Below are 26,716 nucleotides of genomic sequence, written 5' to 3'. Positions count from 1 at the left end.
AGACTAACCGCCGGGCCCGTCGGGCCGGTTGGCGAGGGCGTCCTCGACACTCGGGTAGACCCCGATCCGGTGGGTCAGGCCGACCGTGTCGAGCAGCCGTTCCATGAACTCGCCGGGCGCGGCGAGCCGCAGCCAGCCGCCGGACGCGCGCGCCCGGTTGTGCCCGACGACGAACGTGCTCAACCCGATCGAATCACAGAACTCGACCCCGGACAGCTCGACCACCACCTGTGGCCGGGGTCTCGACAGCGCCTCGTCCAGCTTCGTGGCCAGGGCCGGCGCGCTGTCCAGATCCAGATGGCCCCGCACCGTCACCACGACGGCGCCGGGTTCTTCGGCAAGGGAGACGTACACGGGTGTCCTTCTGCCCAGAAAGAGTCCCGGTGTCACCTCTCGACGGTGACGGTCGTTCTCACGGTCGCCCGGTCGATCTCACTGGTCCGGATGGTGAAGGCCAGCTCGTAGGTGCCCGGCAGCGGGAAGGTCACCGAGCCGAGGGCCTGGTGCGACGGGGCGTCCAGGCCGGCGATCGGCTGTGGGACCGCTTCCAGATCCTGATCGAGCAGGCGGGCGGTCAGCTGCCACTCGGCGGCCCGCAGCGGGGCGCCGGACGGGGAGTAGAGGAACGCGTGCACGGTGTTGTACTCGCCCAGCTCCAGCGGGTAGATGTTGAACTGGAGCGCGTAGATCGGGCTGTCCAGGGTGTCCGACGAGCCCCGGGCGGTGATCGCGTCGCCCTTGACCGCGGCGGTGCGACCCGGGTCCACCTGCACCAGCACGGCGCTGAGCGCCAGGATCACCACGGTCGCGACGACCTCGATGCCGACCGTACGTCGCAGGCCCGAGCCGTTGCGGGCGGTGAGCACGAGCTTGCGGGCGACCGCCGCGGCGCCGAGGACCAGCGCGAGCACGCCCAGCTTGGCGAGCAGCAGCTGGCCGTACCCGGTGCGCCAGAGTGCCTCGGGCGAGCCGAGCTGCACCGCCGACTGCAGCGCGCCGGCGATGGCGAGCCAGAGCACGGACATGGCCGCCCAGCGGGACCAGACCGGCAGGATCCTGGCGAGGATCCGCCGGTGGGTGCCGCGCAGCAGGAGCGCGATCAGGGTGACCAGGCCGCCGATCCAGACCGCCATGGCGGCCAGGTGCACCACGCCGACGGCGACCGTGACCGCGGGCATCGGCGCGGCGGCGGCGTGCCCGGTCAGCGGCCAGGTGGTCAGCCCGGCGACGGCGAGCAGCAGCACCGCGACGGCCCGGACCCGGTGGGCGCGCGGCTTGACGGCGGGCGGAGCGACCCGCGGGACCGTGATGACCGCGGGGGCGTCGGTCGAGACCAGGGTGAGGGCGGGACCGCCGGCGGGCACCAGTTCGCGGGCCGGCGTGGGCGCGGGGGAGGGCCGGGTGGCCGGGGGCCGGCGCGGGCCGCGCAGCAGCGGGGGCAGCAGGACCGCCAGGATCGCCAGGATCGCCAGCCGGGCCCCCAGCAGCAGCCCGAACTGGCTGGTCAGCACCTCGCCCAGCTCGCCGGCGCTGACCTGCCACAGGGCGGAGCCGCTGCCCTGCTGCGCCTGCAGGCCGAGCGCGCCGGCGGTCGCCACGGCGGTCAGGGCGATGCCGGTGTGCACGGTGATCAGCGCGGGCCGGCGGGAGCGGCGCGGTGGCCAGAGGAAGGCGAGGAACAGCGCCGGGCCGGCGATCAGTGCCAGCCCGGCGTAGCCGAGGAATTTCAGGGTGGGGACCGCGGCCACCACCGACGGGTGCGGCCCGGTGCTGGTCGCGGCCTCGGGCCGCTCGGAGGGCGCGCCGACCGAGAAGGTGATGGCGCCGCCGACCGGGTGGCTGTCGGCGGAGATCACCCGGAAGCTGATCAGGTAGGTGCCGAGCGGGCGGCCGGGCTTGCGGACCGGGATGCGCAGGACGGCGCCCTCGACGGTCGGCGTGCCGTTGATCCGCTCGCCGTCCGGGGCGATCACCTGGATCCGTCCGCTGACCACGGCGATCGGCTCGCTGAAGGTGACCGTCACGACGCTCGGCGAGGCGCCGATCACGCTGCCCGGCGCCGGGTCCGAACCGACTGGCGTGGCGTGCGCGGACGCCGGAGCGGCGGGGGTGAGCAGCGCTCCGAGCACGATGAACAGCATCAGGAGTGCGGTGTTGCGAACCCTCGTCACGTCAGGTAGTTCGGAAGCGGGGCGCGAAAGGTTCAAGCGGGGCGCCGCTGGATACCATCCGGCACAGGTCCATGCTCCTCAAGGAGGCCGCGATGTCTGTCCACCCCCGTGCCGGCCGGCCGGCCGAACCCGCCGACCTGATCGATGTGCCCAAGGTCATCTCGCGTTACTACACCGAGCATCCGGATCCCGGGCAGGCGGGGCAGCAGGTGGCGTTCGGGACCTCCGGGCACCGCGGTTCGAGCCTGCGCTGTGCCTTCAACGAGGACCACATCGCGGCGACCAGCCAGGCGATCGTCGAGTACCGCCGGGAGCAGGGCGTCGACGGCCCGCTGTTCCTGGGCCGGGACACGCACGCGCTGAGCGAGCCGGCGATGATCACCGCGCTCGAGGTGTTCGCCGCCAACGACGTGACGACGCTGATCGACAGCCGGGACGGGTACACCCCGACGCCGGCGCTGTCGCACGCGATCCTCACCTTCAACCGGTCGTCGGGCCGCAAGGCGGACGGCGTGGTGGTCACCCCGTCGCACAACCCGCCGGACGACGGCGGGTTCAAGTACAACCCGCCGAACGGCGGCCCGGCCGACACCGACGCCACCAAGTGGATCCAGGACCGGGCCAACGCGCTCATCGCCGCGGGCATGAAGGGGGTCCGGCGGATCAGCGCGGCGCGGGCCCGCGAGTCGGCCACCGTCTCCGGGTACGACTACCTGGCCACGTACGTCGACGATCTGCCCTCGGTGATCGACATCGAGGCGATCCGGCGGGCCGGGGTGCGCATCGGCGCCGACCCGCTCGGCGGGGCGAGCGTGCACTACTGGGGTGAGATCGCCGAGCGGCACGGGCTGGACCTGACCGTGGTCAACCCCACGGTCGACCCCCGGTTCGGGTTCATGACGCTGGACTGGGACGGCAAGATCCGGATGGACTGCTCGTCGCCGTACGCGATGGCCTCGCTCATCGAGCGCAAGGACAGCTTCCAGATCGCCACCGGCAACGACGCCGACGCCGACCGGCACGGCATCGTCACCCCCGACGGCGGCCTGATGAACCCGAACCACTACCTCGCGGTGGCGATCGGCTACCTGTTCCGGGCCCGCACCGACTGGCCGGCCGGCGCCGGCATCGGCAAGACGCTGGTCTCCTCGTCGATGATCGACCGGGTCGCCGAGGACCTCGGCCGTCGCCTCGACGAGGTGCCGGTGGGCTTCAAGTGGTTCGTGCCCGGCCTGCTGGACGCGTCGATCGGCTTCGGCGGCGAGGAGAGCGCGGGCGCGTCGTTCCTGCGCCGCGACGGCAGCGTGTGGAGCACCGACAAGGACGGCATCCTGCTCGATCTGCTGGCCTCCGAGATCATCGCCACCACCGGCAAGACGCCCAGCGAGCACTACCGGGAGCTGACCGCGAGGTTCGGCGAGCCGGCGTACGCCCGGATCGACGCCCCCGCGAGCCGGGAGCAGAAGGCGATCCTCGGCAAGCTGTCGCCGGAGCAGGTGACCGCGAAGGAGCTGGCCGGCGAGCCGATCACCGCGGTGCTGACCAGCGCGCCCGCCAACGGCGCGGCGATCGGCGGCCTCAAGGTGGTGACCGCCTCCGGCTGGTTCGCGGCCCGCCCGTCCGGCACCGAGGACGTCTACAAGATCTACGCCGAGTCGTTCCACGGCCCCGAGCACCTCGCCCGGATCCAGGAGGAGGCGCGCGCCGTGGTCTCCGCGGCCCTGGGCGGCTGACCGGGTTCCACTCAGGTTCGGTCCGGTTTCGCCGACAGGTAACCCGCAAGGACTTTGCGACCTGGCGAGGAGCCGTACGAACCCGATGAGCGCACCCGAGACCGCCGGCGCCCGGCAGCGAGCCGGTGGGCTCACCCCCGTGGTGGTGGCCGTCGTGGTCACCATCGCGGTGCTGGTGTGGCTGCTGGTGGACACCTCCGTGCTCTACCTGGGCTATCTGGGCAACCCAATCGCCATGGCCGCGGGGGTCTTCGCGTGCCAGCGGATCGCCCGGGAGGTCCGGCTGTCGCGCCCGGTGCGGGCGTTCTGGCGGCGCCTGGAGCACGCCGGTGTCTGCCTGCTGGTGGGCGCGGTGGTCGCGTTGCTGCGGGCCAACAACAACACCGGGCTCTCACCGTACGTCGGGGTGCCGTTCCTGATCGGCCTGGTGTTGCTGATCAGCGCGTTCCTGATGCTGCCCGGCCCGAAGCGCACCGCGGTGGGCTGGATCCGCGCCCTGCTCGACGGCGCCACCGTGGCCGTCGCCAGCGGCCTGATCTTCTGGTACGCCGTGCTCGACCTGGCCCCCGAGGGCACCTCGATGGTGGGCCGGATCGCGGCCGCCGTGATCGGCATGGGCGGCATCCTGCTGCTCGTGGTGATCGGCAAGGCCGCCGCCCGGCGGGAGAGCATGGTCGCGCCGGGCGCGCTGCGCGTGCTGGCCGCCGCGCCGATCGCCGCGATCACCGGCAACATGCTGCTGATCGCCGGCGACGACTGGAGCCGGCTGGCCCTGTCGGTGCTCGCCGTCCCGCTGATCGGCGTCTCGTTCTGCGTGGGCGCGCTGATCCAGCGGCGGGCGCTCTCCGCCGGCCAGCCGCAGGAGTCCGCGCTCTCGCACCGCTCGCTGCTCAACCTGCTGCCGTTCCTCGCCGTCACCGCCACCGCCGGCCTGGTGATCACCGTGAGCGCCCAGGAGATGACCAGCCGTCAGCGCACCGTGATCATCGGTGCCGTGCTGATCGCCGGTTTCGTGGTCGCCCGCCAGCTGCTCAGCCTGCGCGAGAACACCATGGCCCTGAAGGGCATCCAGCGGCAGCAGGCCGAGCTGGAGCGGATGGCGCTCAGCGACTCGCTGACCGGGCTGCCGAACCGGGCCCGGTTCGGCGCCGCGCTGGCCGAGCGGATCAGCGCGCACCAGCCGGCCACCGCGATGCTGATCGACGTCGACGACTTCAAGATGATCAACGACACGCTCGGCCCGGCCGCCGGTGACCAGCTGCTCTACCAGGTCTCCCAGCGGCTGCGGGAGCGCTGCGAGGCCGGCGAGATGCCGGCCCGGCTGGGCGGCGACGAGTTCGCCGTGCTGCTGCCGGTCGACGAGGCGGAGCCGGCCGAGGCGGCCGCCGCCCGGCTGCTGCTGGCCCTCGCCGACCCGTTCCGGGTCGGTGACCAGATGCTGCTGCTGCACGCCAGCGCGGGCATCGCCCCGGCCGACACCGGCGAGAGCGCCGACGAGGTGCTGCGCAACGCCGACATCGCGATGTACGCGGCCAAGGAGTCCGGCAAGGCCTCCTGGGTGCGGTTCGAGCCGCGGATGCGCCAGGACATGGTCAACCACGCGCGGCTGGCCAGCGAACTGCAGAACGGGATCATCCGCGGGGAGCTGCGGCTGCTCTACCAGCCGGTGTTCGACCTGGTCACCGGCCGGCTGCACGGCGCCGAGGCGCTGGTCCGCTGGCAGCACCCGACCCGCGGGTTCGTCTCGCCGGGCGAGTTCATCCCGGTCGCCGAACGCTCCGGGCTGATCGTTCCGCTCGGCGCCTGGGTGCTGCGCGAGGCGTGCACTCAGCTGGCCCGCTGGCGTTCCTCCTTCGGGGCCGGCGCCATCGAGGCCATCAACGTCAACGTCGCGGTGCGCCAGCTGCGCGAGGCCGGTTTCGTCGACGAGGTCGCCGCGGTGCTCAGCGACACCGGGCTGGTCCCGGCCAACCTGATCCTGGAGGTCACCGAGTCCTCGGTGATCGACGGCTGGCAGGTCCGCGAGACCCTGCAGGCCCTGCACGAGATGGGCGTACGCCTGGCGCTGGACGACTTCGGCACCGGCCAGTCGTCGCTGAGCCTGCTGCGCGCCTTCCCGGTCGACGTCCTCAAGCTGGACAAGTCGTTCGTCGACGGCATCGCCGACGGCGAGGACCGAGGCCGCCTCGCGGTCGCGGCCGCGGTCGCCCAGCTGGCCGAACATCTGCAGCTCAAGGCCGTCGCGGAGGGCATCGAGAGCCAGGAACAGGTGGACCGGCTGCGCGACATGGGCTATCGCTACGGCCAGGGATTCTTCATGGCCAAGCCGCTGCCGGCCGACGAGTGCGGGGCCCTGATGGCCGCCGACCCGGTCCGCGCCGCCTGAAAAGGGGTGGACCTGAAGGGCTCTTGAGGTCGTACGGTCTACGGCATGACCGTCATCCGGGGGCACGTGAAGACCTTCTACCAGCTGCTGGCCAACACCCTGCTGGTGTCGGTCATGAACTTCACGATCTGGTTCGCGGTCACCTTCTGGGTCTATCTGCAGACCCGCTCGGTCTTCGCCACCGGCATGATCTCCGGCATCTTCCTGGTGCTGACCGCGCTCACCGGCATCTGGTTCGGCAGCCTCGTCGACGGGCACCGCAAGAAGACCGCGTTGCAGGGCTCGGCCGTGGCGTCGCTGCTGCTCTACGCGGCCGCGTTCGCCATCTACCTGGGCACCCCGGCCGACGAGTTCCGCGACCCGGCCAGCGCGGTGCTGTGGGCGTTCGTCCTGCTGCTGATGTTCGGCGTGATCGCCGGCAACATCCGGACCATCGCGCTGCCCACCCTGGTCACCCTGCTCATCGAGGAGGACACCCGGGACCGGGCCAACGGCCTGGTCGGCACCGTCTCCGGCACCACCTTCCTGGTCACCTCGGTGATCAGCGGCGTGCTGGTCGCCCTGGACGGGATGTACTCGGTGCTGCTGCTGGCGATCGTCGTGCTCGGGCTGGCCGTGGCGCACCTGAACTTCGTGCCGATCCCGGAGCGGGAGGTCGTGCACACCGAGGACGGCGCCGCCAAGGCCGGCGTCGACCTGCGCGGCACGCTGCGGATCATCGCCGGGGTGCCCGGGCTGACCGCGCTGATCCTGTTCAGCACGTTCAACAACTTCCTCGGCGGCGTCTTCATGGCGCTCGCCGACGCCTACGGGCTGTCGCTGGTCTCGGTGCAGACGTGGGGCCTGCTGTGGGGCGTGCTCAGCACCGGCTTCATCATCGGCGGGCTGCTGGTCGCCCGAACCGGGCTCGGCAAACGCCCGGTCCGGTTGCTGCTGCTGATCAACCTGGTGCTGTGGACGATCATCATCGTCTTCCCGCTGTGGGCGTCGATCATCCCGCTCGCGCTGGGGTTCTTCCTCTACATGACCCTGGTTCCGTACGCGGAGGCCACCGAGCAGACGATCCTGCAGCGGGTGGTGCCGTACGAGCGGCAGGGCCGGGTGTTCGGGCTGGCGCAGAGCGTGGAACAGGCGGCCTCACCGCTGACCGCGTTCCTGATCTCGCCGATCACGCAGTTCGTGTTCATCCCGTTCATGACCGACGGGGCGGGCGCCCGCACGATCGGCCCGTGGTTCGGCACCGGCGCCGACCGGGGGATGGCGCTGGTCTTCATCCTGACCGGGATCATCGGGGTGATCGCGACGTCGATCGCCCTGGTCAGCCGCCCCTACCACCGGCTCAGCCGGCGCCTGGCCGAGGAGCCGGCGGGCACCGCGCCGGAGGCGGGCGCCGCGCCGGACGGCGACGAGCGGCTCAGCCTCGACCGAGGCTGAGCCGCCGGCTCGCGCGGGGAATCAGGCCTCGACCTCGGAGCGGTCCTCGGTCGCCCAGAGGGTGTGGAACGAGCCGTCCCGGTCCACCCGGCGGTAGGTGTGCGCGCCGAAGAAGTCGCGCTGGCCCTGGATCAGGGCGGCCGGCAGGCGCTCGGCGCGCAGGCCGTCGTAGTAGGCCAGCGCCGACGAGAAGCCGGGCGACGGGATGCCCTGCTGGGCCGCGGTCGCCACCACCCGGCGCCACGCGTCCTGCGCGCCGCTCACCGCGTCCAGGAAGTACTGGTCGACGAGGAGGGTGGCCAGCGACGGCTGCTTGTCGTACGCCTGCTTGATGAAGTCGAGGAACTTGGCGCGGATGATGCAGCCGGCCCGCCAGATCTTCGCCATCGCGCCCGGGTCGATGTCCCAGCCGTACTCCTTGCTGGCGGCCTGGATCTGCTGGAAGCCCTGCGCGTACGCAACGATCTTGGAGGCGAACAGCGCCTGCTCGACGTCGGCGACCAGGTCCCCGGCGTGCGAGCCGGCGACCGCCGACGGGCCGGGCAGACCGGCCGAGGCGGCCGCCGAGCGCACGTCCGCGCCGCCGGAGAGGGCGCGGGCGAAGACCGACTCGGCGATGCCGGAGACCGGCACGCCCAGGTCCAGCGCCGCCTGCACGGTCCAGCGGCCGGTGCCCTTCTGCTCGGCCTGGTCCAGCACGACGTCGACGAACGGGTTGCCGGTCGCCGCGTCCACCTGCTTGAGCACCTCGGCGGTGATCTCGATCAGGTAGGAGCCGAGCCGGCCGTCGTTCCACTGGCCGAACACGCCGGCGATCTCCCGCGGCGACAGCCCGCCCACCTGCCGGAGCAGGTCGTACGCCTCGGCGATGAGCTGCATGTCCGCGTACTCGATGCCGTTGTGCACCATCTTCACGAAGTGACCGGCGCCGTCCGGGCCGACGTGCACGCAGCAGGGCTCGCCGTCGACCTTCGCCGCGATGTCCTCGAGCAGGGGGCCGAGCGCGTCGTACGACTCCTTGGGCCCACCCGGCATGATCGAGGGACCGTGCAGCGCGCCCTCCTCGCCGCCGGAGACGCCGGCGCCGACGAAGTGCAGGCCCTTCGCCTTGAGCGCCGCCTCCCGCCGCCGGGTGTCCGCGTAGTGCGCGTTGCCCGCGTCGATCAGCATGTCGCCCTCTTCCAGCAGCGGGGCGAACTCGTCGATCACCGCGTCGGTGGCCGGGCCGGCCTTGACCATGATGACCACGCGGCGCGGGCGCTCCAGGCTCGCGACGAACTGCTCGGCGGTCTCGGCGGGCAGGAACGTGCCCTCGTGGCCGAACTCCTCGACAAGCTCCTTGGTGCGCCCGTAGGACCGGTTGTGCACCGCCACGGTGTGCCCGTGCCGGGCGAAGTTGCGGGCCAGGTTGCGGCCCATCACCGCCAGGCCGGTGACTCCGATCTGCGCCTTCTGCGACATCACTAGTCCTTCCTCAGTACCCGCCCGTTACGGGCCCCGCCGTCATTCTTACGGGAACGGGCCCCGCGAAGTTCGATCACGTCCACGTGGTGAACACCGCTCAGGTGCGCGGCCCGGCTGCCGATCGCTGTCGGAGTGACCCGCACGGCCTACCTCGTCGCCACCGGCGCCCTCACCCTGGCCATGCCCCTGCACCAGCCGGCCGGCCGTCATCTGCTGTTCCTGCTCGTCTCGCTGATCGCGGCGATCCCGGTCTGGTCGCTGGCGCCGCGGGTCCCGCGCGCCGACCGGGCGCCGTTCCTGGTGCTCAGCATCGGCCTGGTCCTGCTCGTCGGCAACAACACGATGACCTGGCTCGGCGGCGACGAGGTCGCCGTGCTCAGCGACCTGCTGGTCGCGATCACCCACCTGCACGTGCTGGTGGCCGCCGTGATGCTGGTGCTGCGCCGCGGCCGTAACGACGTCGGTGGCCTGCTGGACGCCAGCGTGACCGCGGTCGTCGTGGCCGCGCTGACCTGGACGCTGCTGCTGCAACCGCATCTGAGCGCCGCCGGCGTGTCCCTGGCCCAGCAGGCCTCGCTGCTCGCCAGCGTGCTGTTGCTCTCCGGGGTGCTGGGCGCGCTGGCGCGGCTGCTCGTCGTCGCGGATCACCGGCCGGTCCCGCTGGTCCTGCTGGTCGCCGCGGTGCTGGTGGACCTGCTCGGCAGCGTCCTGACGATCACCGCGACCGGCTCGCTGAGCGTGCAGTCCGCGCCCTGGCGCGAGATGGTGTTCCTGGTCTGCTACGTCCTGCTCGGCCTGGCCATGCTGCACCCGCAGGCCCGGCACCTGTCCCGGCCCGGCCCGGCGCCGGACGACCGGCTCGCCGCCACGCGGGTCGTGTTCCTCAGCCTGGCGGCCACCGTGGTGCCGATGGTCTCCGGGATCCGCGAGATGGCCGGCGTACACAGCGACGCCGCGCTGCTCACCGTCGGCAACGTGCTGATCGTGGGGCTGGTGGCGCTGCGCGTGGCGCGGCTCGCCGCGCAGCGGGAGCAGGCCCAGCGGGCGCTGCGCCACCAGGCCACCCATGACCTGCTGACCGGCCTGCCCAACCGGGCGGAGCTGTGGACCCGGCTGTCCGCGGCGCTGGACCGCGAGCGCGCCGCCGGGCAGCCCCGGGTGGTGCTGCTCTTCTGCGACCTCAACGGCTTCAAGGCGGTCAACGACCGGCTCGGTCATCTGGCCGGGGACCGGCTGCTCACCGAGGTGGCGGAGCGGATGCGCGACAGCCTGCGCGACGGCGACACGGTGGCCCGCTACGGCGGCGACGAGTTCGTGCTGCTCTGCGAGGACGCGGACCAGCAGGCCGCGGCCGGCCGCCTGACCGCGCACGTGCGCGCGGCGGTGGACGGCACCCTGGTCGGCGCCAGCATCGGGGTCGTCCTCTCCGACGGACGGCTCAGCGCGGACGAGCTGATCCGGCGTGCCGACGAGGGCATGTACCGGGAGAAACACGCGCGCCGCGCGGCCTAGGGGCGAACGTCGCGGAGATCGGTGCGGCGGTACGCTTCCTGCCATGCCGATCCGGACCACCTGTGACCTCCGGATCCCGCAGACATGAGACGCGGCGAGATCTGGACCATCGGCGACCGCGCCGACCTGCGCTATCGCGTGCTCGTGCTCTCCGCCGACAGTTACAACGAGCGCGGCAACGCCGCGCCGATCTGCGCGCCCATCGTGCGCCAGCGCGGGGTCACCGAGCTCCCGCCGTACGCGGTGGCGCTCACCGAGCAGGACCCGATCACCGGCGTGGTCGTGGTCAACCGGATGCGCCGGCTGCCGGCGTCCACCGGGGCGGAACGCATCGGCATGGTGACCGGGGCGAGCATGGCCCGGCTCGCCGAGGCGGTCCGCGACCTCTTCGAGCTCTGAGCCCGGCTCTTCGAGCTCCGCGCCTGACCCTTCGCGCTCGGCGCCCGACGGGCGTACCGGGACCGCCCCCGAAAGTTCGACGCCCGACCGGGTGACCTGTGAAATACGACGCCGCAGGCAGGGCAGGTGGCCGGATGAACGGGGGATGTCGATCGGGTGGCGCCTGGCGTAAGCAGGAACCCGGAGCGGGCGGGAGGTCTCAGGTGGGAGGTCAGGCGCACACGCGGGCATCGAGCAGCCTGCGTCCCGGGGCGGGCGTGGAATCGCCGGACGGGGCGCGGTCCACAGTCGACCGGGCGGTCGGGCTGCTCGCCGGCCGCGCCCGGTGCCGTCTCGCCGAGGCGCACCGGCACCTGTTGCGGATGGCGGCCGAACAGCGGTGCGACGTGGCGGACGTGGCCGGCCGGGTGATCCGGCTCTTCGACAGCGCGGACGAGGTCGCCGACCGGCCGCCGCCGGAAACCGTTCCGCAGATCGTGGCGGCCGCGATGGTCAACCCCGCGGTGGTCAGCCCGGCGCCGGCGCTGACCGGCGCGGAGCCGGCCGGCCGCCGGTTCCGGCCGTGGCTCGCCACCGTGCAGGGTGTCCTCGACGCGCTGCCCGGCATGGCCGTCTACCTCACCCCGGAACGCGACGACCAGGGCCGGCTGGTCGACCTGGTGTGGGCGGCGGCCACCCCGGAGGCGGTGACCCCGGACGGGCGGCGCGGCTGCCAGCTGATCGGTCAGCCGGTCAGCCGCTACTACCCGGAGGTGCTCGCCGAGCAGCGCTGGCAGGTCTACCAGCACGTGCTGGACACCGGTGAGCCCGCTGACGTGGGACCGGTCCGGGCCGGAGAGGGTGAGATCACCGTGCAGGCCCGGCCGCTCGGCCCCGGCCTGCTGATCAGCTGGCAGCGCCGGGAGGACCCGGAACGCGAGGTGGACCGGCTGGACGGCATGGAGCAGCTCGGCAACCTCGGCTGGGGGGAGTGGGACCTGGTCAGCGGTGAGATCTACTGGTCGCCGCAGCTCTACCGGATCTACGAGCGGGACCCGGCGCTCGGCCCGCTGCGGCAGGAGGAGGCGGAGGCCCTCGCGGTCGCCGACGACCTGCCGCTGCGCGCCACCGCCGAGGAGGCGTTCCGGCAGGGCCGCCGGGTCGACATGGTGAGCCGGATCCGGATCGGCGAGCGGGTCAAGCACCTGCGGATGGTCGCCGACGCGGTCCGCGACACCGAGGGCCGGCCGCTGCGCCTCTACGGCATCGTGCAGGACGTCACCGAGCAGCAGGCGGGGGCGGCACGGCTCGCCGAGGTGGAGCATCAGCTCGACGAGCAGAGCCGTACGCTCGCCGCCGAGCACGACCTGGCCGCCCGGCTGCAGCGGATCATCCTGCCCATCCCGGACCGGCCGATCGACCTGCCCGGGTTGCGGGCCGCCGTGCGCTACCTGCCGGCCGGTGACGACACCCTGGTCGGCGGCGACTGGTACCACGCGGCCGCGCTGCGCGACGGCTCGGTGCTGCTGGCGGTCGGTGACGTCGCCGGGCACGGCACCCAGGCGGCGACGACGATGGCCCAGCTGCGGCACGCCCTGCGGGCGCTGAGCATCCTCACCAGCGACCCCAGCACGCTGCTCGAACACCTCAACCGGCTGACCTGCGAGCTGGAGCGGGAGACGCCGGAGCTGGCCGCCACCGCGATCATCGCGCGGTTCGACCCGCGCCGGGGCGAGCTGGTCTGGGCCCAGGCCGGGCACCCGCCGCCGCTGCTCAGCCGGGGCGGCCGGACCGCGCCGCTGGCCCGCCCGGCCGGCCCGATGCTCGGCGTGGTCGAGGACGCCACCTACGCGGACGCGGTCACCGAGTTCCGCTCCGGCGACGTGCTGCTGCTCTACACCGACGGCCTGGTCGAGCACCGGCGGCGCAGCCTGGACGCCGGGCTGGACGCGGTGATCGCCACGGTGGACGACGCGGTGCGGGCCGCACCGCAGCAGCCCCTCGCCGAGCTGCTGGCCCGGCTGCGGCGGGCCAACCCGGACGACGACACCTGCATCCTGGCCGCCCGCCCGTGCCACGACCTGGCCCGGCAGCACGGCCTCGCCGCGATTACCGGGGCCGGGACCGTCCGCTGAAGCCGTGGTGGCGAAAACAGCTTGCCGGCCCCGGCATGATCGAGGCGTGCAACCGTCGGTCTCGTGCGTCTTCGTCTGCCATGACGGCTCCGGCCGCATCCTGCTCGCCCGGCGTTCCGCCGCGGCCCGGGACGAGCCCGGCGCCTGGGACTGCGGCGCCGGCGCCCTCGAGTTCGGCGAGACCTTCGAGGCCGCGGTCACCCGCGAGGTCACCGAGGAGTACGCGACCGCCCCGCTGGAGATCACCCAGCTCGGCGTGCGCAACGTGCTGCGCGCCGACCCGCCGTCGCACTGGGTCGCGATCGTCTTCGCGGTCCGGATCGACCCGGCCGCCGCCCGCATCGGCGAGCCGCACAAGTTCGACGAGCTGGGCTGGTTCGCCCCGGACGCGCTGCCCGCTCCGCTGCACTCCCAGCTCGCCGCGACCCTGGCGCTCGCCAAAGTCGGACGTATGGGGCAGATCGGATAGGGTACCGGCATGGCATGATCCGGTACGGGGACGAGGTGGCGTCCATCGCCCGGCCGCTGCGTGACCCGGGCGACCTGGAGATCCTTCTGGACCGGGCGGCCGGCGCGCGGGTCGTCATGATCGGCGAGGCCACCCACGGCACACACGAGTTCTACGAGTGGCGCGCCGCGCTGACCCGGCGGCTGATCGCCGAGCGCGGCTTCTCCTTCGTCGCGGTCGAGGGGGACTGGCCGGACTGCCGGCGGGTGGACGGTGCCGTGCGCGGCGGCGCCGACCCGCGCGAGGCGCTGGTCCGCTACGACCGCTGGCCCACCTGGATGTGGGCGAACGAGGAGACCGTCGACTTCACCCGCTGGCTGCGCGAGCACAACGCGTCCCGGGCGCCGCGGGACCGGGCCGGTTTCCACGGGCTCGACGTCTACTCGCTGTGGGAGTCGATGCGCGAGATCCTGACCTGGCTGCGCGAGCACGACCCGGACCTGGTGCCGGCCGCGCTGGACGCCTACCGGTGCTTCGAGCCCTACGCCGAGGACCCCAACGCGTACGGCTGGGCCACCCAGTTCGTCCCGGCGAGTTGCGAGGACCGGGTCGTCGAGATGCTCACGACGGTGCGCGAGCGCGACTTCGGGGTGTGGCAGAACGCTGAGGTCGTCGCGGGTGCGGAGGGTTACTACCGGAGCATGGTGCGTGGCGGCCCGGAGGCCTGGAACATCCGCGACCGGCACATGGACCACACCCTGGACCGCCTGCTGAACCATTACGGCCCGGAGTCGAAGGCCGTGGTCTGGGCGCACAACACGCACGTCGGCGACGCCCGCGCCACCGACCAGTCCGAGTACGGCGAGGTCACCCTGGGGCAGCTGGCCCGGGAACGCTTCGGCGACGACGAGGTGCTGCTGATCGGCCTCGGCACCTACCGCGGCAGCGTGGTCGCCGGGCAGACCTGGGGCGCGCCGATGGAGTCGATGCCGGTGCCCCCGGCGCGGGCCGGCTCGCTGGAGGAGATCCTGCACCTCACCGCCCCGCCGTGCGGGCTGTTCGTCTTCCCGCCCGCGCCGGGCGGCCCCGATCTGCTCACCACCGTGCTGCCGCACCGGGCCGTCGGCGTGGTCTACCGCCCGGAGCGGGAACGGTGGTCCAACTACGTGCCGACGGTGCTGGGGGAGCGGTACGACGCGTTCCTCTGGTTCGACGAGAGTCAAGCCCTGCGACCGCTGCACACTCTTCGGGTGGACAGCCGGGAGCCGGAAACATTCCCCAGTGGAGTGTGACTCCACATAAAGGGTCGCTTAATTGGATCTTCTTTTTGGCGCAAACGGTGAGTACACATCGGATTCGTGGACACGCATCTGTGTACCTGGATACGGATACGCGCCGTCGTGATCAGTTTTAGGCTGTGTTCCCACCGATCAAGAACTCGGATTTCCAGGGAACAGGGGTGCCATGAAAACGATCACCAGGGTCCTGCTCGCCGTCTTGCTCGCGCTGGCCGGGACAGTGGCCACGACCGGCACGGCGGCGAGCGCGGCGGCACTGCCAGGCGTCGTGCTCACCTCCTCGGCCGCGACTCTCCCGGCTGAATTGGCGCCACTGGCCACCGGCCGGCGCGTGCAGTACGTCTCGACCAACATCAATGGCGGATTGATCACGGCCACCGGTCTGGTCCTGACGCCGAAAACCGGAAAGAAGAACAAAACCGTCGCCTGGGGTCACGGCACGACCGGACTCGCCGACCAGTGCGCCCCGTCGACCAATCAGGGCGTTTTCTGGGAGGAGGCGCGGATCGCCGTCGCCGAGCTGCTGAGCCGTGGCTGGACCGTGGCGGCCCCCGACTATCCCGGGCTCGGCACCCCGCAGGCCCACCCGTACCTGATCGGCGCCAGTGAGGGCCGTTCGCTGATCGACAGCGTGAAAGCGGCCCGCAACCTGGACGCCGCCCTCTCCACCCAGTACGTGGTCGACGGCCACTCGCAGGGCGGCCAGGGCGCGCTCTTCGCCAGCCAGCTCGCCCCCTCCTACGACGGCAACCTGGTGCTGCGCGGCACGGCCAGCATCGCCCCGCTCTCCAATGCCGACATCCTCGCCCCGCTGATCCCGGGCTCACCCGCCCAGGGCTACCTGGTGATGGCGCTGTACGGCATCAACGCCGTGGAACCCACGTTCCAGCCGTTCACCTACCTGGCCGCGCCCGCCGAACAGCGGGTCGGGGTGCTGCACAGCGGCTGCCTCTACCAGATCCTGGAGGCCTACGAGCCGCTCACGGCGGAGCAGCTGCTGACCGGCGGCACCGTGGCCCCCACGATCATCAACAAGTTCAAGCAGTACCTCAACCCGGCGAAGACCTCCCCGAGCGCGCCGGTGCTGATCGTGCACGGCGACGCGGACATGGACGTGCCCTACTTCCTGTCCGCCGACTACCTCGTTCCGCAGCTCGAGGCCTACAACATCCCCGTGCAGTTCGAGACGATCGAGGGCGCCGACCACGACCAGGCGGTCATCGACTCCGCGGAGCTGGTGGCCGACTGGATCGCGGCCCGCTTCGCCTGAGACCGGCACCCGCACCCGACCCCCGGAGCCCGGCGGCGATCCCGCCGGGCTCCGCCCTGGTCAGGCCGGGCGGCGCGCCGTGATCAACCGGACCGTGGTGGAGAGCTCGGGCGGGTCCGGCAGGACGGTCGCCAGCTCGGCGAGCAGATCCGGGCGGCGCCGCGCCGGGACACGGCGCAGCAGGTCCCGGGCGGAATGCGAGCCGAGCCAGGCGACGAAGTGGTCCACGTCGCGGAACTCACTGCGTACGGTCAGCTCCTGGACGTCCGTGCCGGCGAAGCCGGCCTCGCCCACCGCGGCGCGCAACCGGCCGGCGTCCTGGAACATCTCGGCGAACGCGGGCTCCGGCGGTGGGTCCACCGCGTGCCGCGCCACCGCCTGCATCGCCGCGCGATGCCGCGGGTCGAAGCGCGCGAACGCGCTGAAAGCCAGCATCCCTCCCGGCCGCAGCAATCTCCGGTACGCGCGCAGCGCGGCCGCCGGGTCGGGAAGGAAGAACAGCAGCAGCCGGCCGTGACCACGTCGAAGCTCTGATCCGCGAAGTCCGGCGCCTGCGCGTCGCCGACCGCGACCTCGACCTGGGGCAGGCCCGCGGCGTCGGCCCGGGTCAGCGCCACCATCGACGGCGCCCGGTCGATGCGATCGCGCATCGCCGCACTGTCATCGCTCATCGCCGCACTCTCTCAGAAGGCGTAGCGGACGTGCAGGTACGGCGTGCGTTCGGCGATCAGGTCGGTGAGGGCGCGCACGTAACCGCCCTTGGCGCCGGTGCGGTAACGCACGTTGAGGTCGCCGTTCTGGGAGCGTTTCGGCTGCTGGAGGGCGGGTTGCCAGAGCACCTCCTCGGCGCGGGGGTGCCAGCCGAGGTTGACCTCGTGCAGGCCCCGGTTGTGCGTCAGGAAAATGATCTCGGCGGCCAGCTGTTTCTTCGCCTCCGCCCCGATGCCGGCGTCGAGCCGGTCGAGCAGTTCGGCCCAGTCGGCGAGCCAGCCGTCGCGGACCACCACCGGGCTGAAGTTGACGTGCACCTCGTATCCGGCGGCCACGAAGTCGTCGATCGCGGCGATCCGGTCGGGGATCGCGCTGGTGCGGATGTCCAGCAGCTTCGCGTCGGCCGGTGGCATCAGCGAGAACCGGATCCGGGTGCGGCCCCGCGGATCCCAGCCGAGCAGGTCCCGGTTGACGTGCTTGGTGGCGAAGCTGGCCTTGGCGTTCGGCAGGTCGCGGAAGAGCGTGACCAGGTCGCGGACGTTGTCGCTGATCCGGGCGTCGACCGAGCAGTCCGAGTTCTCGCCGATGTCGTAGACCCAGGCGTGCGGGTCGCACTCGTTCGGCTCCGGCTTGGCGCCCTGCCGGCCCGCGTGCCGCTTCAGGTATCCCGCGATCTTCTCGATGTTGGCGAAGACGGTGATCGGGTTGCTGTAGCCCTTGTGCCGGGGCACGTAGCAGTAGGCGCAGGCCATCGCGCAGCCGTTGGCGCTGGACGGGGCGATGAAGTCGGCCGAGCGCCCGTTCGGCCGGGCGGTCAGGGTCTTGCGCACGCCCAGGACCAGCGCCTCCTGTTTGATCCGCACCCAGCGGCGCACGTTGGTCTCGTCGCCGTACAGCTCGGGGATGCGCTGGTGGCTCTCCACCTCGACGATCGTGGCGTCCGGGAAGCGGGCGAGGACCTCCCGGCCGCGGGGCAGCTCGGCCGCAGCGGGTTCGAGGTAGATGCGGCGGATGTCCAGCAGGTCGGTCACGGGCCTATTGTCCCTCCTCACGCGGGGTGGCCCGGTCGTCGGCGGATGCCGTACCTTGTCGCGGTGATCGACACGCCGACGGCTGTCTGGGATCCGCCGCCGTCCCGTCCCAGCCTCGCACCCACCTGGATCGGCCTGATCATCTGCTTGATCGTGGTCCTGCTGCTCACCGGCACCGGTGTCCTGGGCCTGCGCGCCGCCGCCGAGCGCCGGTACGTGAGCAGCGCCGAAACCTGCTCCGCCATCGTCCCGGTCGCGGTGGACGGGACCGTCGCGTCGCCGGTGGAAGCCGGCCGGCCCGGCACCGCCTGCACCTACTCGATCCGGCAGGCCGGTGAGGGGCGGGTCGGCGTCGCCTGGATGGACCTGATGTTCTACGACGACGCCCTGAAAGCCTGGGCGCACTGGTACCTGCAGCCGAAGGGCAGTGACAACGCCCGGGACGTGGACGGGATGGGCCGGGCCGCGCGGCTGAACACCGTGCTCGAACCGGGCCGCTGCACCGTCCAGCTCCTGGTGCTCGACTCGAACGTGCGGCTGACCGCCCAGGTGAGCTTCCTGGGGGAGGCGCTGTGCGCGAATCCCGATGCGATCGCCGCGGCACTCGCCGACAGCACCCGGGCGTCACTGGGCCGGCTGGGCGAGCTTTCCCTCGTACGGTGAGGTGGACCGGGCGTAGCGGCCGGTGCTGAACAGGCCGAGGGCGAGCACCGCGAGCCCGAGGCCGCAGAGGATCCACCAGGCGGCGCCGGTGGCGCCGGCGGCGGCCACCACCGCGCCGATCACCGCGACGCCGAGCGCGGTGCCGACCTGGCGGCTGGTGGAGGCGATGGCGGCGGCGACGCCGGCCCGTTCCTTCGGCATGCCGGAGACCGCGGTGTTGGTGATCGGCGTGTTGACCATGCCGAAGCCGAACCCGAACAGCAGATAGCCGGCGAACAGCTGCCAGGGCGGAGTGTCCGCTCCGGCCCAGGTCATCGGGACCATGCCGAGGGCCATCGCGACACCGGCCAGGGTCAGCGGCAGCCGGGTGCCGCGGGAGGCGACCAGGCGGCCGGACAGCGGCGAGGCGATGATGGTCATCACCGCCATGGGCAGCGTGTAGAGGCCGGCCTCCAGCGCTGACAGCCCGCGGACCTCCTGCAGGTAGAGGGTGTTCACGAACAGGAAGCCGCCGAGCGCGGCGAACGCGCAGACCGCGACCAGGGTGGCCCCGCTGAACGGCACCCGGCGGAACAGGCCGAGTTCGATCAGCGGCTCCGCCCGGCTCGGCTCCCAGCGCAGCAGAGCGGCGAGCGCGCCGGCGCCGAGCACGAACGCACTGATGATCACCGGGTCGGTCCAGCCGGCCGCCGGGCCCTCGATGATGCCGAAGGTGACGCCGGCCAGCAGGATCAGCACCAGCAGCTGGCCGACCGGGTCGAGCCGGCGCGGGTGCGGCGCCCGGGACTCCGGGATGAACCGCCAGGCGAGCAGGAACGCGGCGATGCCGACCGGCACGTTGATCCAGAAAATGGCCTGCCAGCCGAACGAGTGCACCAGCACCCCGCCGGCGACCGGGCCGAGCGCCATGCTGAACCCGGTCACCGCGCCCCAGACGCCGATCGCCCGGGCCCGTTCCCGGGAGTCGGTGAAGGTGTTCGTGATGATCGACATAGCGACCGGGTTGAGCATCGAACCGCCCACCGCCTGCACCGTCCGGGCGGCGATCAGCCAGCCCAGGCTCGGCGCCACGCTGCACAGCAGCGAGCCGGCGGTGAACACCGCCAGCCCGGTCTGGAAGACCCGGCGCCGGCCGATCCGGTCGGCGACCGAGCCGGCCAGCACCAGCAGGCTGGCCAGCACCAATGTGTACGCGTCAAGCGTCCACTGCAGGCCGGAGACCGACGCGTCCAGGTCCTCGCGGATGGCCGGCAGGGCGATGTTCACGATCGTCGCGTCCAGGCTGATGATCAGCAGACTGAGGCAGCAGATCGCGAGGATGAGGTAGCGGCGGGCCACTCCGGGGAGTTTGTCACAGCGGCCGGGCGTTTCCTCATGTGCGCGCATTGGGCATCGTGGGGCCATGCATATCTGGCCGGGCAACCCCTACCCGCTGGGTGCCACGTACGACGGCGGCGGAACCAACTTCGCGCTCTTCTCCGAGGCCGCGGACCGGGTCGAGTTGTGCCTGTTCGACGACGACGGCACCGAGACCCGCATCGACCTGCCGGAACGGGAGGCCCTGGTCTGGCACGGCTACCTGCCCCGGGTGGTTCCCGGCCAGCGGTACGGCTACCGAGTGCACGGGCCGCACGACCCGTCGCGGGGGCTGCGGTGCAATCCGAGCAAGCTGCTGCTGGACCCGTACGCGAAGGCGATCGAGGGCGACTACCGGTGGGACGAGTCGCTCTTCTCGTACCGGTTCGGGGATCCGAAGTCGTCCAACGACGCCGACTCGGCGCCGTTCGCACCGCGGTCGGTGGTGATCAACCCGTACTTCGACTGGGGCAACGACCGGCCGCTGAAGATCCCGATGTACGAGACGGTGATCTACGAGGCGCACGTCAAGGGGATGACGATCCGGCACCCGGAGATCCCGGAGGACGTGCGCGGAACCTATTCCGGGCTGGCCCACCCCGTGATGATCAAGTATTTGAAGCGGCTCGGCGTCACCGCGGTCGAGCTGATGCCGGTGCACCAGTTCGTCCACGACAGCAGCCTGATCGAGCGCGGCCTGACCAACTACTGGGGTTACAACACGATCGGCTTCTTCGCCCCGCACAACGGCTACGCCTCGTTCGCCGGCGGCGGCGGGCAGGTGCAGGAGTTCAAGGCGATGGTGAAGGCGCTGCACCAGGCCGGCATCGAGGTGATCCTGGACGTCGTCTACAACCACACCGCCGAGGGCAACCACCTGGGGCCGACGCTGTCGTTCCGGGGCATCGACAACCCGGCCTACTACCGGCTGGTCGACGAGGACAAGCAGTACTACTACGACACCACCGGCACCGGGAACAGCCTCAACGTGCGGCACCACGAGTCGCTGCGGCTGATCATGGATTCGCTGCGGTACTGGGTGACCGAGATGCACGTCGACGGCTTCCGCTTCGACCTGGCCTCGGCGCTGGCCCGCGAGTTCCACGAGGTGGACCGGCTGGCCGCGTTCTTCGACCTGGTCAACCAGGACCCGGTGGTGTCACAGGTGAAGCTGATCGCCGAGCCGTGGGACGTCGGCGACGGCGGCTACCAGGTGGGTGGTTTCCCGCCGAACTGGACCGAGTGGAACGGGCGCTACCGCGACTCGGTGCGTGACTTCTGGCGCGGCGAGCCGTCCAGCCTGGGCGAGTTCGCGTCCCGGTTCACCGGCAGCTCCGACCTCTACCAGGACGACGGGCGGCGGCCGATCGCGTCGATCAACTTCGTCACCGCGCACGACGGGTTCACGCTGCACGACCTGGTGTCGTACAACGAGAAGCACAACGACGCGAACGGCGAGGGCAACCGGGACGGCGAGAGCCACAACCGTTCCTGGAACTGCGGTGTCGAGGGGCCCACCGAGGACCCGGAGATCGTCACCCTGCGCGAACGGCAGAAGCGCAACTTCCTGGCCACGCTGCTGCTCAGCCAGGGCGTGCCGATGATCGCGCACGGCGACGAGCTGGGCCGTACCCAGGAGGGCAACAACAACGTCTACTGCCAGGACAGCGAGTTGGCCTGGGTGGACTGGGCGGACGCGCGCAACTACGACGTGCTCACCGGGTTCGTGCACCGGCTGCTCAAGCTGCGCGCCGAGCACCCGATCTTCCGGCGCCGCCGGTTCTTCACCGGCGAACCGGCCGGGGACTCCAAGCTGCCCGACATCGCCTGGCTGCGCCGCGACGGCGAGATGATGACCGAGGCGGACTGGAGCACCCGCAGCGGCATGACGATGACCGTCTTCCTCAACGGGCACGGCATCCCGGAACGCGACGCGCTGGGCGAGGAGATCCGGGACGACTCGTTCCTGTTGCTGTTCAACCCGCTCGACGAGGACGTGGCGTTCACGCTGCCGGGACGCGATTACGGGCGCACGTGGGAACTGGTGGCCAACACCGCGGACCCGCTGCTGGCCGGCCGGCGCAAGACCTTCAAGGCGGGTTCGGCGGCCTCAGTGATGCGCCACAGCCTCGCCGTGCTGCGCTGTCGATACTGACCGGTACCACTGGATCTTCTCGCGCACCCGTTCCTGCTCGCGGCGCAGCTGGGCGACCTTCTCGTCGATCTCCCGGTCGTGCTCCTCGAGCAGGGCGGTGCGCTGATCAGCGGTCTCGTCGCCGCCCTGCAGCAGCTCGGCGAAACGTCGCAGCCGGGCGATCGGCATGCCCGAGTCGCGCAGGCAGCGCAGCAGCCCCAGCCGGGACAGGTCGTCGTCGGAGAAGACCCGCCGGCCGACCGAGTCGCGGCGGATGCCGTGCATCAGGCCGATCTTCTCGTAGTAGCGGATCGTGTCGATGCTGACCCCGATCCGTCCGGCCGCCTCACCCGGCGTGTACGGCACGATGCCTCCCCGTAGCTCGTATCGATGCCGACAGGGTAGCGGGCGTGGCCCTGATCGGCCGGTCCACCCCGGTCCGGACGGTCACGCGTGGTGACACCTGATGGACAGAAGCGTTTCTACTCCGGTCGATCCCTCCCCATGCTCGACGGGACCATTTCCTGTCACTACGGGGGACACCGATGTCTCGTACCACATGGATCACCTCGGCGGCGGCTGCCGCACTCGCGCTGCTCACCGCGTCGCCCCCGCAGGCCGCGCCGGACCGCGACGAGCTGCGGCCTGCCGGCATCGAACTGACCGCATCGGCGCCGGCGCGCGCCGCGGCGAGCCGGCAGGCTGTCCCGGCTGCCGAGAGTCCGGTCAAGCTGAGCCAGGCCTGCGACCCGGCCTCGGTCGCGGTGAGGCAGACCACCACGTGCACCATCACCGCGGAGAACACCGGCGCAGCGAGCACCACCGTCGACCTGAACACCGTCACCACGCTGAACCTGCCGATGACCGCGGCCGCCGGCGCCACCCTCACCACGCCGTTCACCGCGCGGGCACCGCGCGCCACGCTGGCCGGCACCCGCGCCGCCGGCCCGGTCTCGGTCGCGCCCGACCCCGGCCAGCTGTTCGGCTACATCCCGCTGACCGCTTTCGGCGGCAACACCGTGATCCCGCTCGAGGACGAGACGATCTTCAACCTGGACGTGCCGGGGTTCGTCTTCAACGAGACGTCGTACGCCAGGGTCGGCATCACCTCCAACGGTTACCTCGTGGCCGGCGGCGGCGAGCAGGCCGACGTGAGCCCGGCCGGCACCCTGCCGGACCCGGCCCGCCCGAACAACGTCATCGCGCCGTTCTGGGGCGACCTCGACGGCACCGGGACCACCGGCGCGCTGGCCAACGTCCTGACCGACGGTGTGGGCAGCTGGATCGTCATCGAGTGGCAGGTCAACACCCGCGGCACGGCCGACCAGAAGGTCTTCCAGGTGTGGCTGGGCATCAACGGCGTCCAGGACGTCCAGTTCGCCTACCGGTTCGACACGATCAATGCGGGCCAGCAGGTCACGGTCGGCGCCGAGAACGCCGACGGCACCACCGGAGTCCAGCTTCCCGCCGGGACCGTGCCCACCAGTGACCTGCGGGTCACCAGTGCCGCAGCGCAGCCGGGCGGCAAGGTGTCCTACACGGTGACGGCGAAGGGCCTGGTCCGCGGGCCCGGTCACGTGCTGACGGTCGGCCGGACCCCGGCCGCCTCCGTCCCGCTCACGGTCACCACACCGGTGACAGTGACTCGTTGATCTTTTTTCTGGGGCGCGCTTGACCTGGAGCGCGCTCCAGCAACCAGGCTCTGTCGCATGGCAAACGAGATCACGATCGTTCTTGGCGCGCTGGCCCTCGGCACCCGGGTGGACGAGGCGCAGTCGATGGACCTGCTCGACCAGTTCACCGACCTCGGCGGCGAGTGGATCGACACGGCGAACAACTACGCCTGGTGGCTGCACGACAGCGGGCTCGGCGGGCAGGGCGAGACGGTCATCGGGAACTGGCTGGCCAAGCGGCCGGGCATGCGGGAGCGGATCAGGCTGAGCACCAAGGGCGGCGCGGAACCGACCGTCCCGAACGGCTACCCGGAGCACGTGGAGGGGCTGTCCGGCCCGGCGCTGCGCACCGCGCTGGCCGGCAGCCTGGAGCGGCTGCAGGTGGACCGGGTCGAGCTGTACTGGACCCACATCGAGGACCGGACCGTGCCGCTGGCCGAGACGGTGGAGACGCTCGGCGAGTTCGTCGCCGACGGGCGGGTGGCCCGGCTCGGCGCGTCGAACCACCCGGCGTGGCGGGTCGCGCAGGCCCGCGAGCTGGCCGCCCAGCGCGGGCTCGCCGGATACACGACGATGCAGCTGCGCTGGTCGTACCTGCAGCCGGCGCCGGGTGTGGCGCTGCCGCAGAGCGGGCACGTGCACGCGTCGCCGGAGACGTTCGACTACGTGGCGGCCACCGAGGGGATGTGGCTGTGGGCGTACAACACGCTGATCGACGGCGGCTACACCCGGCCGGACCGGCCGCTGCCCGCGGCGTACGACCACCCCGGCACCGCCCGCCGCCTCGCCGCGCTGGACGAGGTGGCCGGTGAGCTCGGCGCCACCCGCAACCAGGTGGTCCTCGCCTGGCTCGCCGGCGGCCCGGTCCCGGTCTCCCCGATCGTCGGGGTGACCACGGCCGCGCAGCTGGACGAGGCGATGGCCGCCCGCGGGCTCCAGCTCACCGCCGAGCAGCGGGAACGGCTCGACGCGGCCGCCTGATCCTTCGCATTGGCAGGCGCGCGCTCTGGTGCGCGGGCCCCGGTGATGTTACGCAGAGGCATGGAACGCGCACTGCGGCCCCGGTTGCACTTCACCCCGCGCGCCGGCCGGGTCGGTGAGCTCTTCGGCGTCCTGGCCGCCGACGGGCACTACCACGTCTACTACGAGCATCGCCCGGAGTCGGGCGGGGTCTCCGGCTGGGGCTGGGCGACCTCCGACGACCTGGTCCTCTGGACCGAGCGGCAGGTGGTCCCGCCACCCGCCGACCCCGGCTGCGGCACGGTCTTCGCCGGGCCGGACGGGCCCACGCTCTTCTTCACCCGCGCCGACGGGCGGGTGATGCGCGCGGTCGCGACGCCCGGTCCGGCCGGCTGGCGCGCCGAACCGGCCCAGCCGCTGATCACGGCGCCGCCGGACGGGGTGAGCGAGCTGTCCGACCCGTACGTGTTCGCGGCCGCCGACGGCTGGCGGATGCTGCTCGGCGGCCGGCTGAGCGGCGACACCGGCGCGGTCGTGCAGTACCGCTCCGCCGACCTGGTGAGCTGGACCTACGACGGGGTCATCGTCTCCGGGCCGGCCTGGGGCTGCCCACGGCTGTTCCCGCTCGACGGCAGCTGGGTGCTGCTGGTCACCGACGGCGGCGGCGAGGAGGCGTACGCGGTCGGCGACTACGACGGCCGCGGCTTCACCGCCCGCGCCTGGGGGATCTTCGGCCGGGGCCGGCTCGGCCCCGCCGCCACCTTCCTCGACGCGGCCGGGCGGCGCTGCGCGCTCGCCCATCTCGGCGAGACGGCGGCCCCACCCGGCTCGGCCTGGGCCGGCACGTTCACTCTGCCCTGGATCCTCGCCGTACGCGACGAGCGGCTGCTCGCCACCCCGCACCCGCACCTGGACCACTACCTGATCAACGGATTGACCGGCCTGTCCGCGGCCGGGGGAGAGGTGCGCGACAACGGCGAGCTGATCCTGCGGATGCCGGCCGGCGGCGAGACCCTGGTCCTCGCCGACGCCGACATCGTCGAGGTGACCGTCGAGGGGGTGAGCGGGCTCGGCGCGGCGCGGCGCCCGCTGCCGGGGCCGGCCGGCGCCCGGGTGGGCCGTTTCGGCGGCACGGGCGGCGGGAACCCCAGGGGGCATGCCCGGACGTGACGAACTGCCGGAGACCCTGAAACGGTCCCCGAAGAAGGCCCAGGACACCTTCATCAAGACCCACGACTCCGCGGTCGACCAGTACGGCGAGGGCGAACGCGCCCACCGCACCGCGTTCTCGGCCGTGAAGCACTCGTTCGAGAAGGTCGGCGACCACTGGGAGCCGAAGGAGAAGAAGGGCCCGAGCGACGCCAAGGCCGCCGGTGGCCGCGGCACCCGCGCGGAGACCGCGGGCGGCGTGGACGCCAACGCCAGCAAGGAACATCTTCTAGGATTGGCCCGCAGGCTGGACATCTCCGGCCGGTCCCGGATGACCAAGCCGGAGCTGGTCGACGCGATCCAGAAAGCCAACGAGCGGGAGACCCGGCGCGCGCGTGAATGATCTGGATCGGTTCGTCCGGGCCCAGGACGGGATCTACGAGACGGCGCTGGCCGAGCTGACCGCCGGCAGCAAGCGCAGCCACTGGATGTGGTTCGTCTTCCCGCAGCTCGCCGGCCTCGGCTCCAGCCCCACCGCCCAGCGCTACGCGATCCGCGACCTGGCCGAGGCCCGCGCCTACCTGGCCCACCCGGTCCTCGGCCCGCGCCTGACCGAGTGCTGCGCGGCGCTGCTGCGGCACGAGGGCCGCGACGCCGAGCGGATCCTCGGCTACCCGGACGACCTGAAGCTGCGCTCGTCGATGACCCTGTTCGCCCGGGCCGCCGACGACCCGGCGCTGTTCGAGCGGGTCCTCGACCACTACTACGACGGGCCCGATCAGCGCACTGTGGACCTGCTCGACCGCTAGG

23 protein-coding genes and 1 pseudogene are annotated in these 26,716 nt (G+C 72.0%); 16 read left to right on the top strand and 8 right to left on the bottom strand.

What is annotated here, in order from left to right:
• Positions 1 to 3: 3 nt before the first annotated feature.
• Positions 4 to 354: an STAS domain-containing protein gene (locus AB0F81_RS07670; protein ID WP_360192599.1), complete on the bottom strand. Its 351-nt coding sequence runs from the start codon at positions 352 to 354 to the stop codon at positions 4 to 6.
• Between the two features lie 32 nt (positions 355 to 386).
• Positions 387 to 2,171, bottom strand: coding sequence for a copper resistance protein CopC (locus AB0F81_RS07665; RefSeq protein WP_360192596.1), 1,785 nt, complete (start codon positions 2,169 to 2,171; stop codon positions 387 to 389).
• Positions 2,172 to 2,263: 92 nt separating this feature from the next.
• Between AB0F81_RS07665 and pgm the strand changes: the two genes are divergently transcribed.
• From pgm to AB0F81_RS07650, 3 genes are all read left to right on the top strand, one after another.
• Positions 2,264 to 3,904: a phosphoglucomutase (alpha-D-glucose-1,6-bisphosphate-dependent) gene (gene pgm, locus AB0F81_RS07660; protein ID WP_360192593.1), complete on the top strand. Its 1,641-nt coding sequence runs from the start codon at positions 2,264 to 2,266 to the stop codon at positions 3,902 to 3,904.
• A gap of 85 nt (positions 3,905 to 3,989) precedes the next feature.
• A complete protein-coding gene (locus AB0F81_RS07655) occupies positions 3,990 to 6,290 on the top strand; it encodes an EAL domain-containing protein (protein ID WP_360192590.1) in 2,301 nt (766 codons plus the stop codon).
• A gap of 45 nt (positions 6,291 to 6,335) precedes the next feature.
• Complete coding sequence (locus AB0F81_RS07650; protein WP_360192588.1) at positions 6,336 to 7,724, top strand: MFS transporter; 1,389 nt, start codon at positions 6,336 to 6,338, stop codon at positions 7,722 to 7,724.
• Positions 7,725 to 7,745: 21 nt separating this feature from the next.
• Here AB0F81_RS07650 and gndA read toward each other — a convergent pair whose 3' ends face one another.
• Entirely contained in the window at positions 7,746 to 9,185 is a 1,440-nt protein-coding gene (gene gndA, locus AB0F81_RS07645; RefSeq protein WP_360192585.1) for an NADP-dependent phosphogluconate dehydrogenase, read from the bottom strand.
• Positions 9,186 to 9,320: 135 nt separating this feature from the next.
• Between gndA and AB0F81_RS07640 the strand changes: the two genes are divergently transcribed.
• The 6 genes from AB0F81_RS07640 to AB0F81_RS07615 all read left to right on the top strand — a co-directional run bounded on the left by AB0F81_RS07640 (position 9,321) and on the right by AB0F81_RS07615 (position 16,229).
• A complete protein-coding gene (locus AB0F81_RS07640) occupies positions 9,321 to 10,700 on the top strand; it encodes a GGDEF domain-containing protein (protein ID WP_360192583.1) in 1,380 nt (459 codons plus the stop codon).
• Between the two features lie 84 nt (positions 10,701 to 10,784).
• Entirely contained in the window at positions 10,785 to 11,099 is a 315-nt protein-coding gene (locus AB0F81_RS07635) for a type II toxin-antitoxin system PemK/MazF family toxin (protein WP_196414146.1), read from the top strand.
• A 257-nt stretch (positions 11,100 to 11,356) separates the two neighbouring features.
• On the top strand, positions 11,357 to 13,213 hold the full coding sequence (locus AB0F81_RS07630) for a SpoIIE family protein phosphatase (RefSeq protein ID WP_360192579.1): 1,857 nt from the start codon (positions 11,357 to 11,359) through the stop codon (positions 13,211 to 13,213).
• A 46-nt stretch (positions 13,214 to 13,259) separates the two neighbouring features.
• Entirely contained in the window at positions 13,260 to 13,682 is a 423-nt protein-coding gene (locus tag AB0F81_RS07625; RefSeq protein WP_360192576.1) for an NUDIX domain-containing protein, read from the top strand.
• A 14-nt stretch (positions 13,683 to 13,696) separates the two neighbouring features.
• Positions 13,697 to 14,953 carry an erythromycin esterase family protein gene (locus AB0F81_RS07620; RefSeq protein ID WP_360192573.1) on the top strand — a complete coding sequence of 419 codons (1,257 nt, stop codon included), beginning with the start codon at positions 13,697 to 13,699 and terminating at the stop codon, positions 14,951 to 14,953.
• 172 nt (positions 14,954 to 15,125) lie between these two features.
• Positions 15,126 to 16,229 (top strand): alpha/beta fold hydrolase, encoded by a 1,104-nt coding sequence (locus AB0F81_RS07615; protein WP_360192570.1) that lies wholly within the window; start codon positions 15,126 to 15,128, stop codon positions 16,227 to 16,229.
• 60 nt (positions 16,230 to 16,289) lie between these two features.
• On the opposite strand, the gene AB0F81_RS07610 is transcribed toward AB0F81_RS07615, so the two are convergent.
• The 3 genes and pseudogenes from AB0F81_RS07610 to AB0F81_RS07600 form a co-directional block, all read right to left on the bottom strand.
• Positions 16,290 to 16,664, bottom strand: a complete 375-nt coding sequence (locus tag AB0F81_RS07610; protein WP_360192669.1) for a hypothetical protein — start codon at positions 16,662 to 16,664, stop codon at positions 16,290 to 16,292.
• Positions 16,665 to 16,726: 62 nt separating this feature from the next.
• Positions 16,727 to 16,879: pseudogene (locus AB0F81_RS07605) on the bottom strand (class I SAM-dependent methyltransferase); the annotation flags it as partial.
• A 33-nt stretch (positions 16,880 to 16,912) separates the two neighbouring features.
• Positions 16,913 to 17,971 carry a spore photoproduct lyase family protein gene (locus AB0F81_RS07600; protein ID WP_360192567.1) on the bottom strand — a complete coding sequence of 353 codons (1,059 nt, stop codon included), beginning with the start codon at positions 17,969 to 17,971 and terminating at the stop codon, positions 16,913 to 16,915.
• A gap of 63 nt (positions 17,972 to 18,034) precedes the next feature.
• Here AB0F81_RS07600 and AB0F81_RS07595 point away from each other — a divergent pair, with 63 nt between their 5' ends.
• Positions 18,035 to 18,634 (top strand): hypothetical protein, encoded by a 600-nt coding sequence (locus AB0F81_RS07595; RefSeq protein WP_360192564.1) that lies wholly within the window; start codon positions 18,035 to 18,037, stop codon positions 18,632 to 18,634.
• Here AB0F81_RS07595 and AB0F81_RS07590 read toward each other — a convergent pair.
• Entirely contained in the window at positions 18,596 to 19,972 is a 1,377-nt protein-coding gene (locus AB0F81_RS07590; protein WP_360192561.1) for an MFS transporter, read from the bottom strand. The genes AB0F81_RS07595 and AB0F81_RS07590 overlap by 39 nt on opposite strands.
• A 64-nt stretch (positions 19,973 to 20,036) precedes the next feature.
• On the opposite strand from AB0F81_RS07590, the gene glgX reads away from it, so the two are divergent.
• On the top strand, positions 20,037 to 22,145 hold the full coding sequence (gene glgX / locus AB0F81_RS07585) for a glycogen debranching protein GlgX (protein WP_360192558.1): 2,109 nt from the start codon (positions 20,037 to 20,039) through the stop codon (positions 22,143 to 22,145).
• On the opposite strand, the gene AB0F81_RS07580 is transcribed toward glgX, so the two are convergent.
• Complete coding sequence (locus tag AB0F81_RS07580; protein WP_360192666.1) at positions 22,101 to 22,493, bottom strand: MerR family transcriptional regulator; 393 nt, start codon at positions 22,491 to 22,493, stop codon at positions 22,101 to 22,103. The genes glgX and AB0F81_RS07580 overlap by 45 nt on opposite strands.
• A gap of 176 nt (positions 22,494 to 22,669) precedes the next feature.
• Here AB0F81_RS07580 and AB0F81_RS07575 point away from each other — a divergent pair, with 176 nt between their 5' ends.
• The 5 genes from AB0F81_RS07575 to AB0F81_RS07555 are packed head-to-tail and all read left to right on the top strand — an operon-like array spanning position 22,670 to position 26,715.
• A complete protein-coding gene (locus tag AB0F81_RS07575; RefSeq protein ID WP_360192555.1) occupies positions 22,670 to 23,776 on the top strand; it encodes a hypothetical protein in 1,107 nt (368 codons plus the stop codon).
• A 57-nt stretch (positions 23,777 to 23,833) separates the two neighbouring features.
• Positions 23,834 to 24,778, top strand: a complete 945-nt coding sequence (locus AB0F81_RS07570; RefSeq protein ID WP_360192552.1) for an aldo/keto reductase — start codon at positions 23,834 to 23,836, stop codon at positions 24,776 to 24,778.
• A 60-nt stretch (positions 24,779 to 24,838) separates the two neighbouring features.
• Positions 24,839 to 25,927 carry a glycoside hydrolase family 32 protein gene (locus AB0F81_RS07565; protein ID WP_360192549.1) on the top strand — a complete coding sequence of 363 codons (1,089 nt, stop codon included), beginning with the start codon at positions 24,839 to 24,841 and terminating at the stop codon, positions 25,925 to 25,927.
• A complete protein-coding gene (locus AB0F81_RS07560) occupies positions 25,914 to 26,309 on the top strand; it encodes a ChaB family protein (RefSeq protein ID WP_360192546.1) in 396 nt (131 codons plus the stop codon). Before AB0F81_RS07565 ends, AB0F81_RS07560 begins: the two co-directional genes overlap by 14 nt.
• A complete protein-coding gene (locus AB0F81_RS07555) occupies positions 26,302 to 26,715 on the top strand; it encodes a DUF1810 domain-containing protein (protein ID WP_360192543.1) in 414 nt (137 codons plus the stop codon). Before AB0F81_RS07560 ends, AB0F81_RS07555 begins: the two co-directional genes overlap by 8 nt.
• Position 26,716: the final 1 nt, after the last annotated feature.

It is taken from the genome of Actinoplanes sp. NPDC024001, from assembly GCF_040638955.1.
Classification (GTDB): Bacteria; Actinomycetota; Actinomycetes; order Mycobacteriales; family Micromonosporaceae; genus Actinoplanes.
The sequence above is the reverse complement of the archived record's forward strand: the minus strand, read 5'-3'. Positions and strand labels throughout refer to the sequence as shown.

Excerpts from the sequence above, each read along its gene's own strand:
- pgm (WP_360192593.1), top strand. The coding sequence starts at position 2,264 with ATGTCTGTCCACCCCCGTGCCGGCCGGCCGGCCGAACCCGCCGACCTG.
- AB0F81_RS07655 (WP_360192590.1), top strand. The coding sequence starts at position 3,990 with ATGAGCGCACCCGAGACCGCCGGCGCCCGGCAGCGAGCCGGTGGGCTC.
- AB0F81_RS07650 (WP_360192588.1), top strand. The coding sequence starts at position 6,336 with ATGACCGTCATCCGGGGGCACGTGAAGACCTTCTACCAGCTGCTGGCC.
- gndA (WP_360192585.1), bottom strand. The coding sequence starts at position 9,185 with ATGTCGCAGAAGGCGCAGATCGGAGTCACCGGCCTGGCGGTGATGGGC.
- AB0F81_RS07635 (WP_196414146.1), top strand. The coding sequence starts at position 10,785 with ATGAGACGCGGCGAGATCTGGACCATCGGCGACCGCGCCGACCTGCGC.
- AB0F81_RS07620 (WP_360192573.1), top strand. The coding sequence starts at position 13,697 with ATGATCCGGTACGGGGACGAGGTGGCGTCCATCGCCCGGCCGCTGCGT.
- AB0F81_RS07615 (WP_360192570.1), top strand. The coding sequence starts at position 15,126 with ATGAAAACGATCACCAGGGTCCTGCTCGCCGTCTTGCTCGCGCTGGCC.
- AB0F81_RS07610 (WP_360192669.1), bottom strand. The coding sequence starts at position 16,664 with ATGCTGGCTTTCAGCGCGTTCGCGCGCTTCGACCCGCGGCATCGCGCG.
- glgX (WP_360192558.1), top strand. The coding sequence starts at position 20,037 with ATGCATATCTGGCCGGGCAACCCCTACCCGCTGGGTGCCACGTACGAC.
- AB0F81_RS07575 (WP_360192555.1), top strand. The coding sequence starts at position 22,670 with ATGTCTCGTACCACATGGATCACCTCGGCGGCGGCTGCCGCACTCGCG.
- AB0F81_RS07570 (WP_360192552.1), top strand. The coding sequence starts at position 23,834 with ATGGCAAACGAGATCACGATCGTTCTTGGCGCGCTGGCCCTCGGCACC.
- AB0F81_RS07565 (WP_360192549.1), top strand. The coding sequence starts at position 24,839 with ATGGAACGCGCACTGCGGCCCCGGTTGCACTTCACCCCGCGCGCCGGC.
- AB0F81_RS07560 (WP_360192546.1), top strand. The coding sequence starts at position 25,914 with ATGCCCGGACGTGACGAACTGCCGGAGACCCTGAAACGGTCCCCGAAG.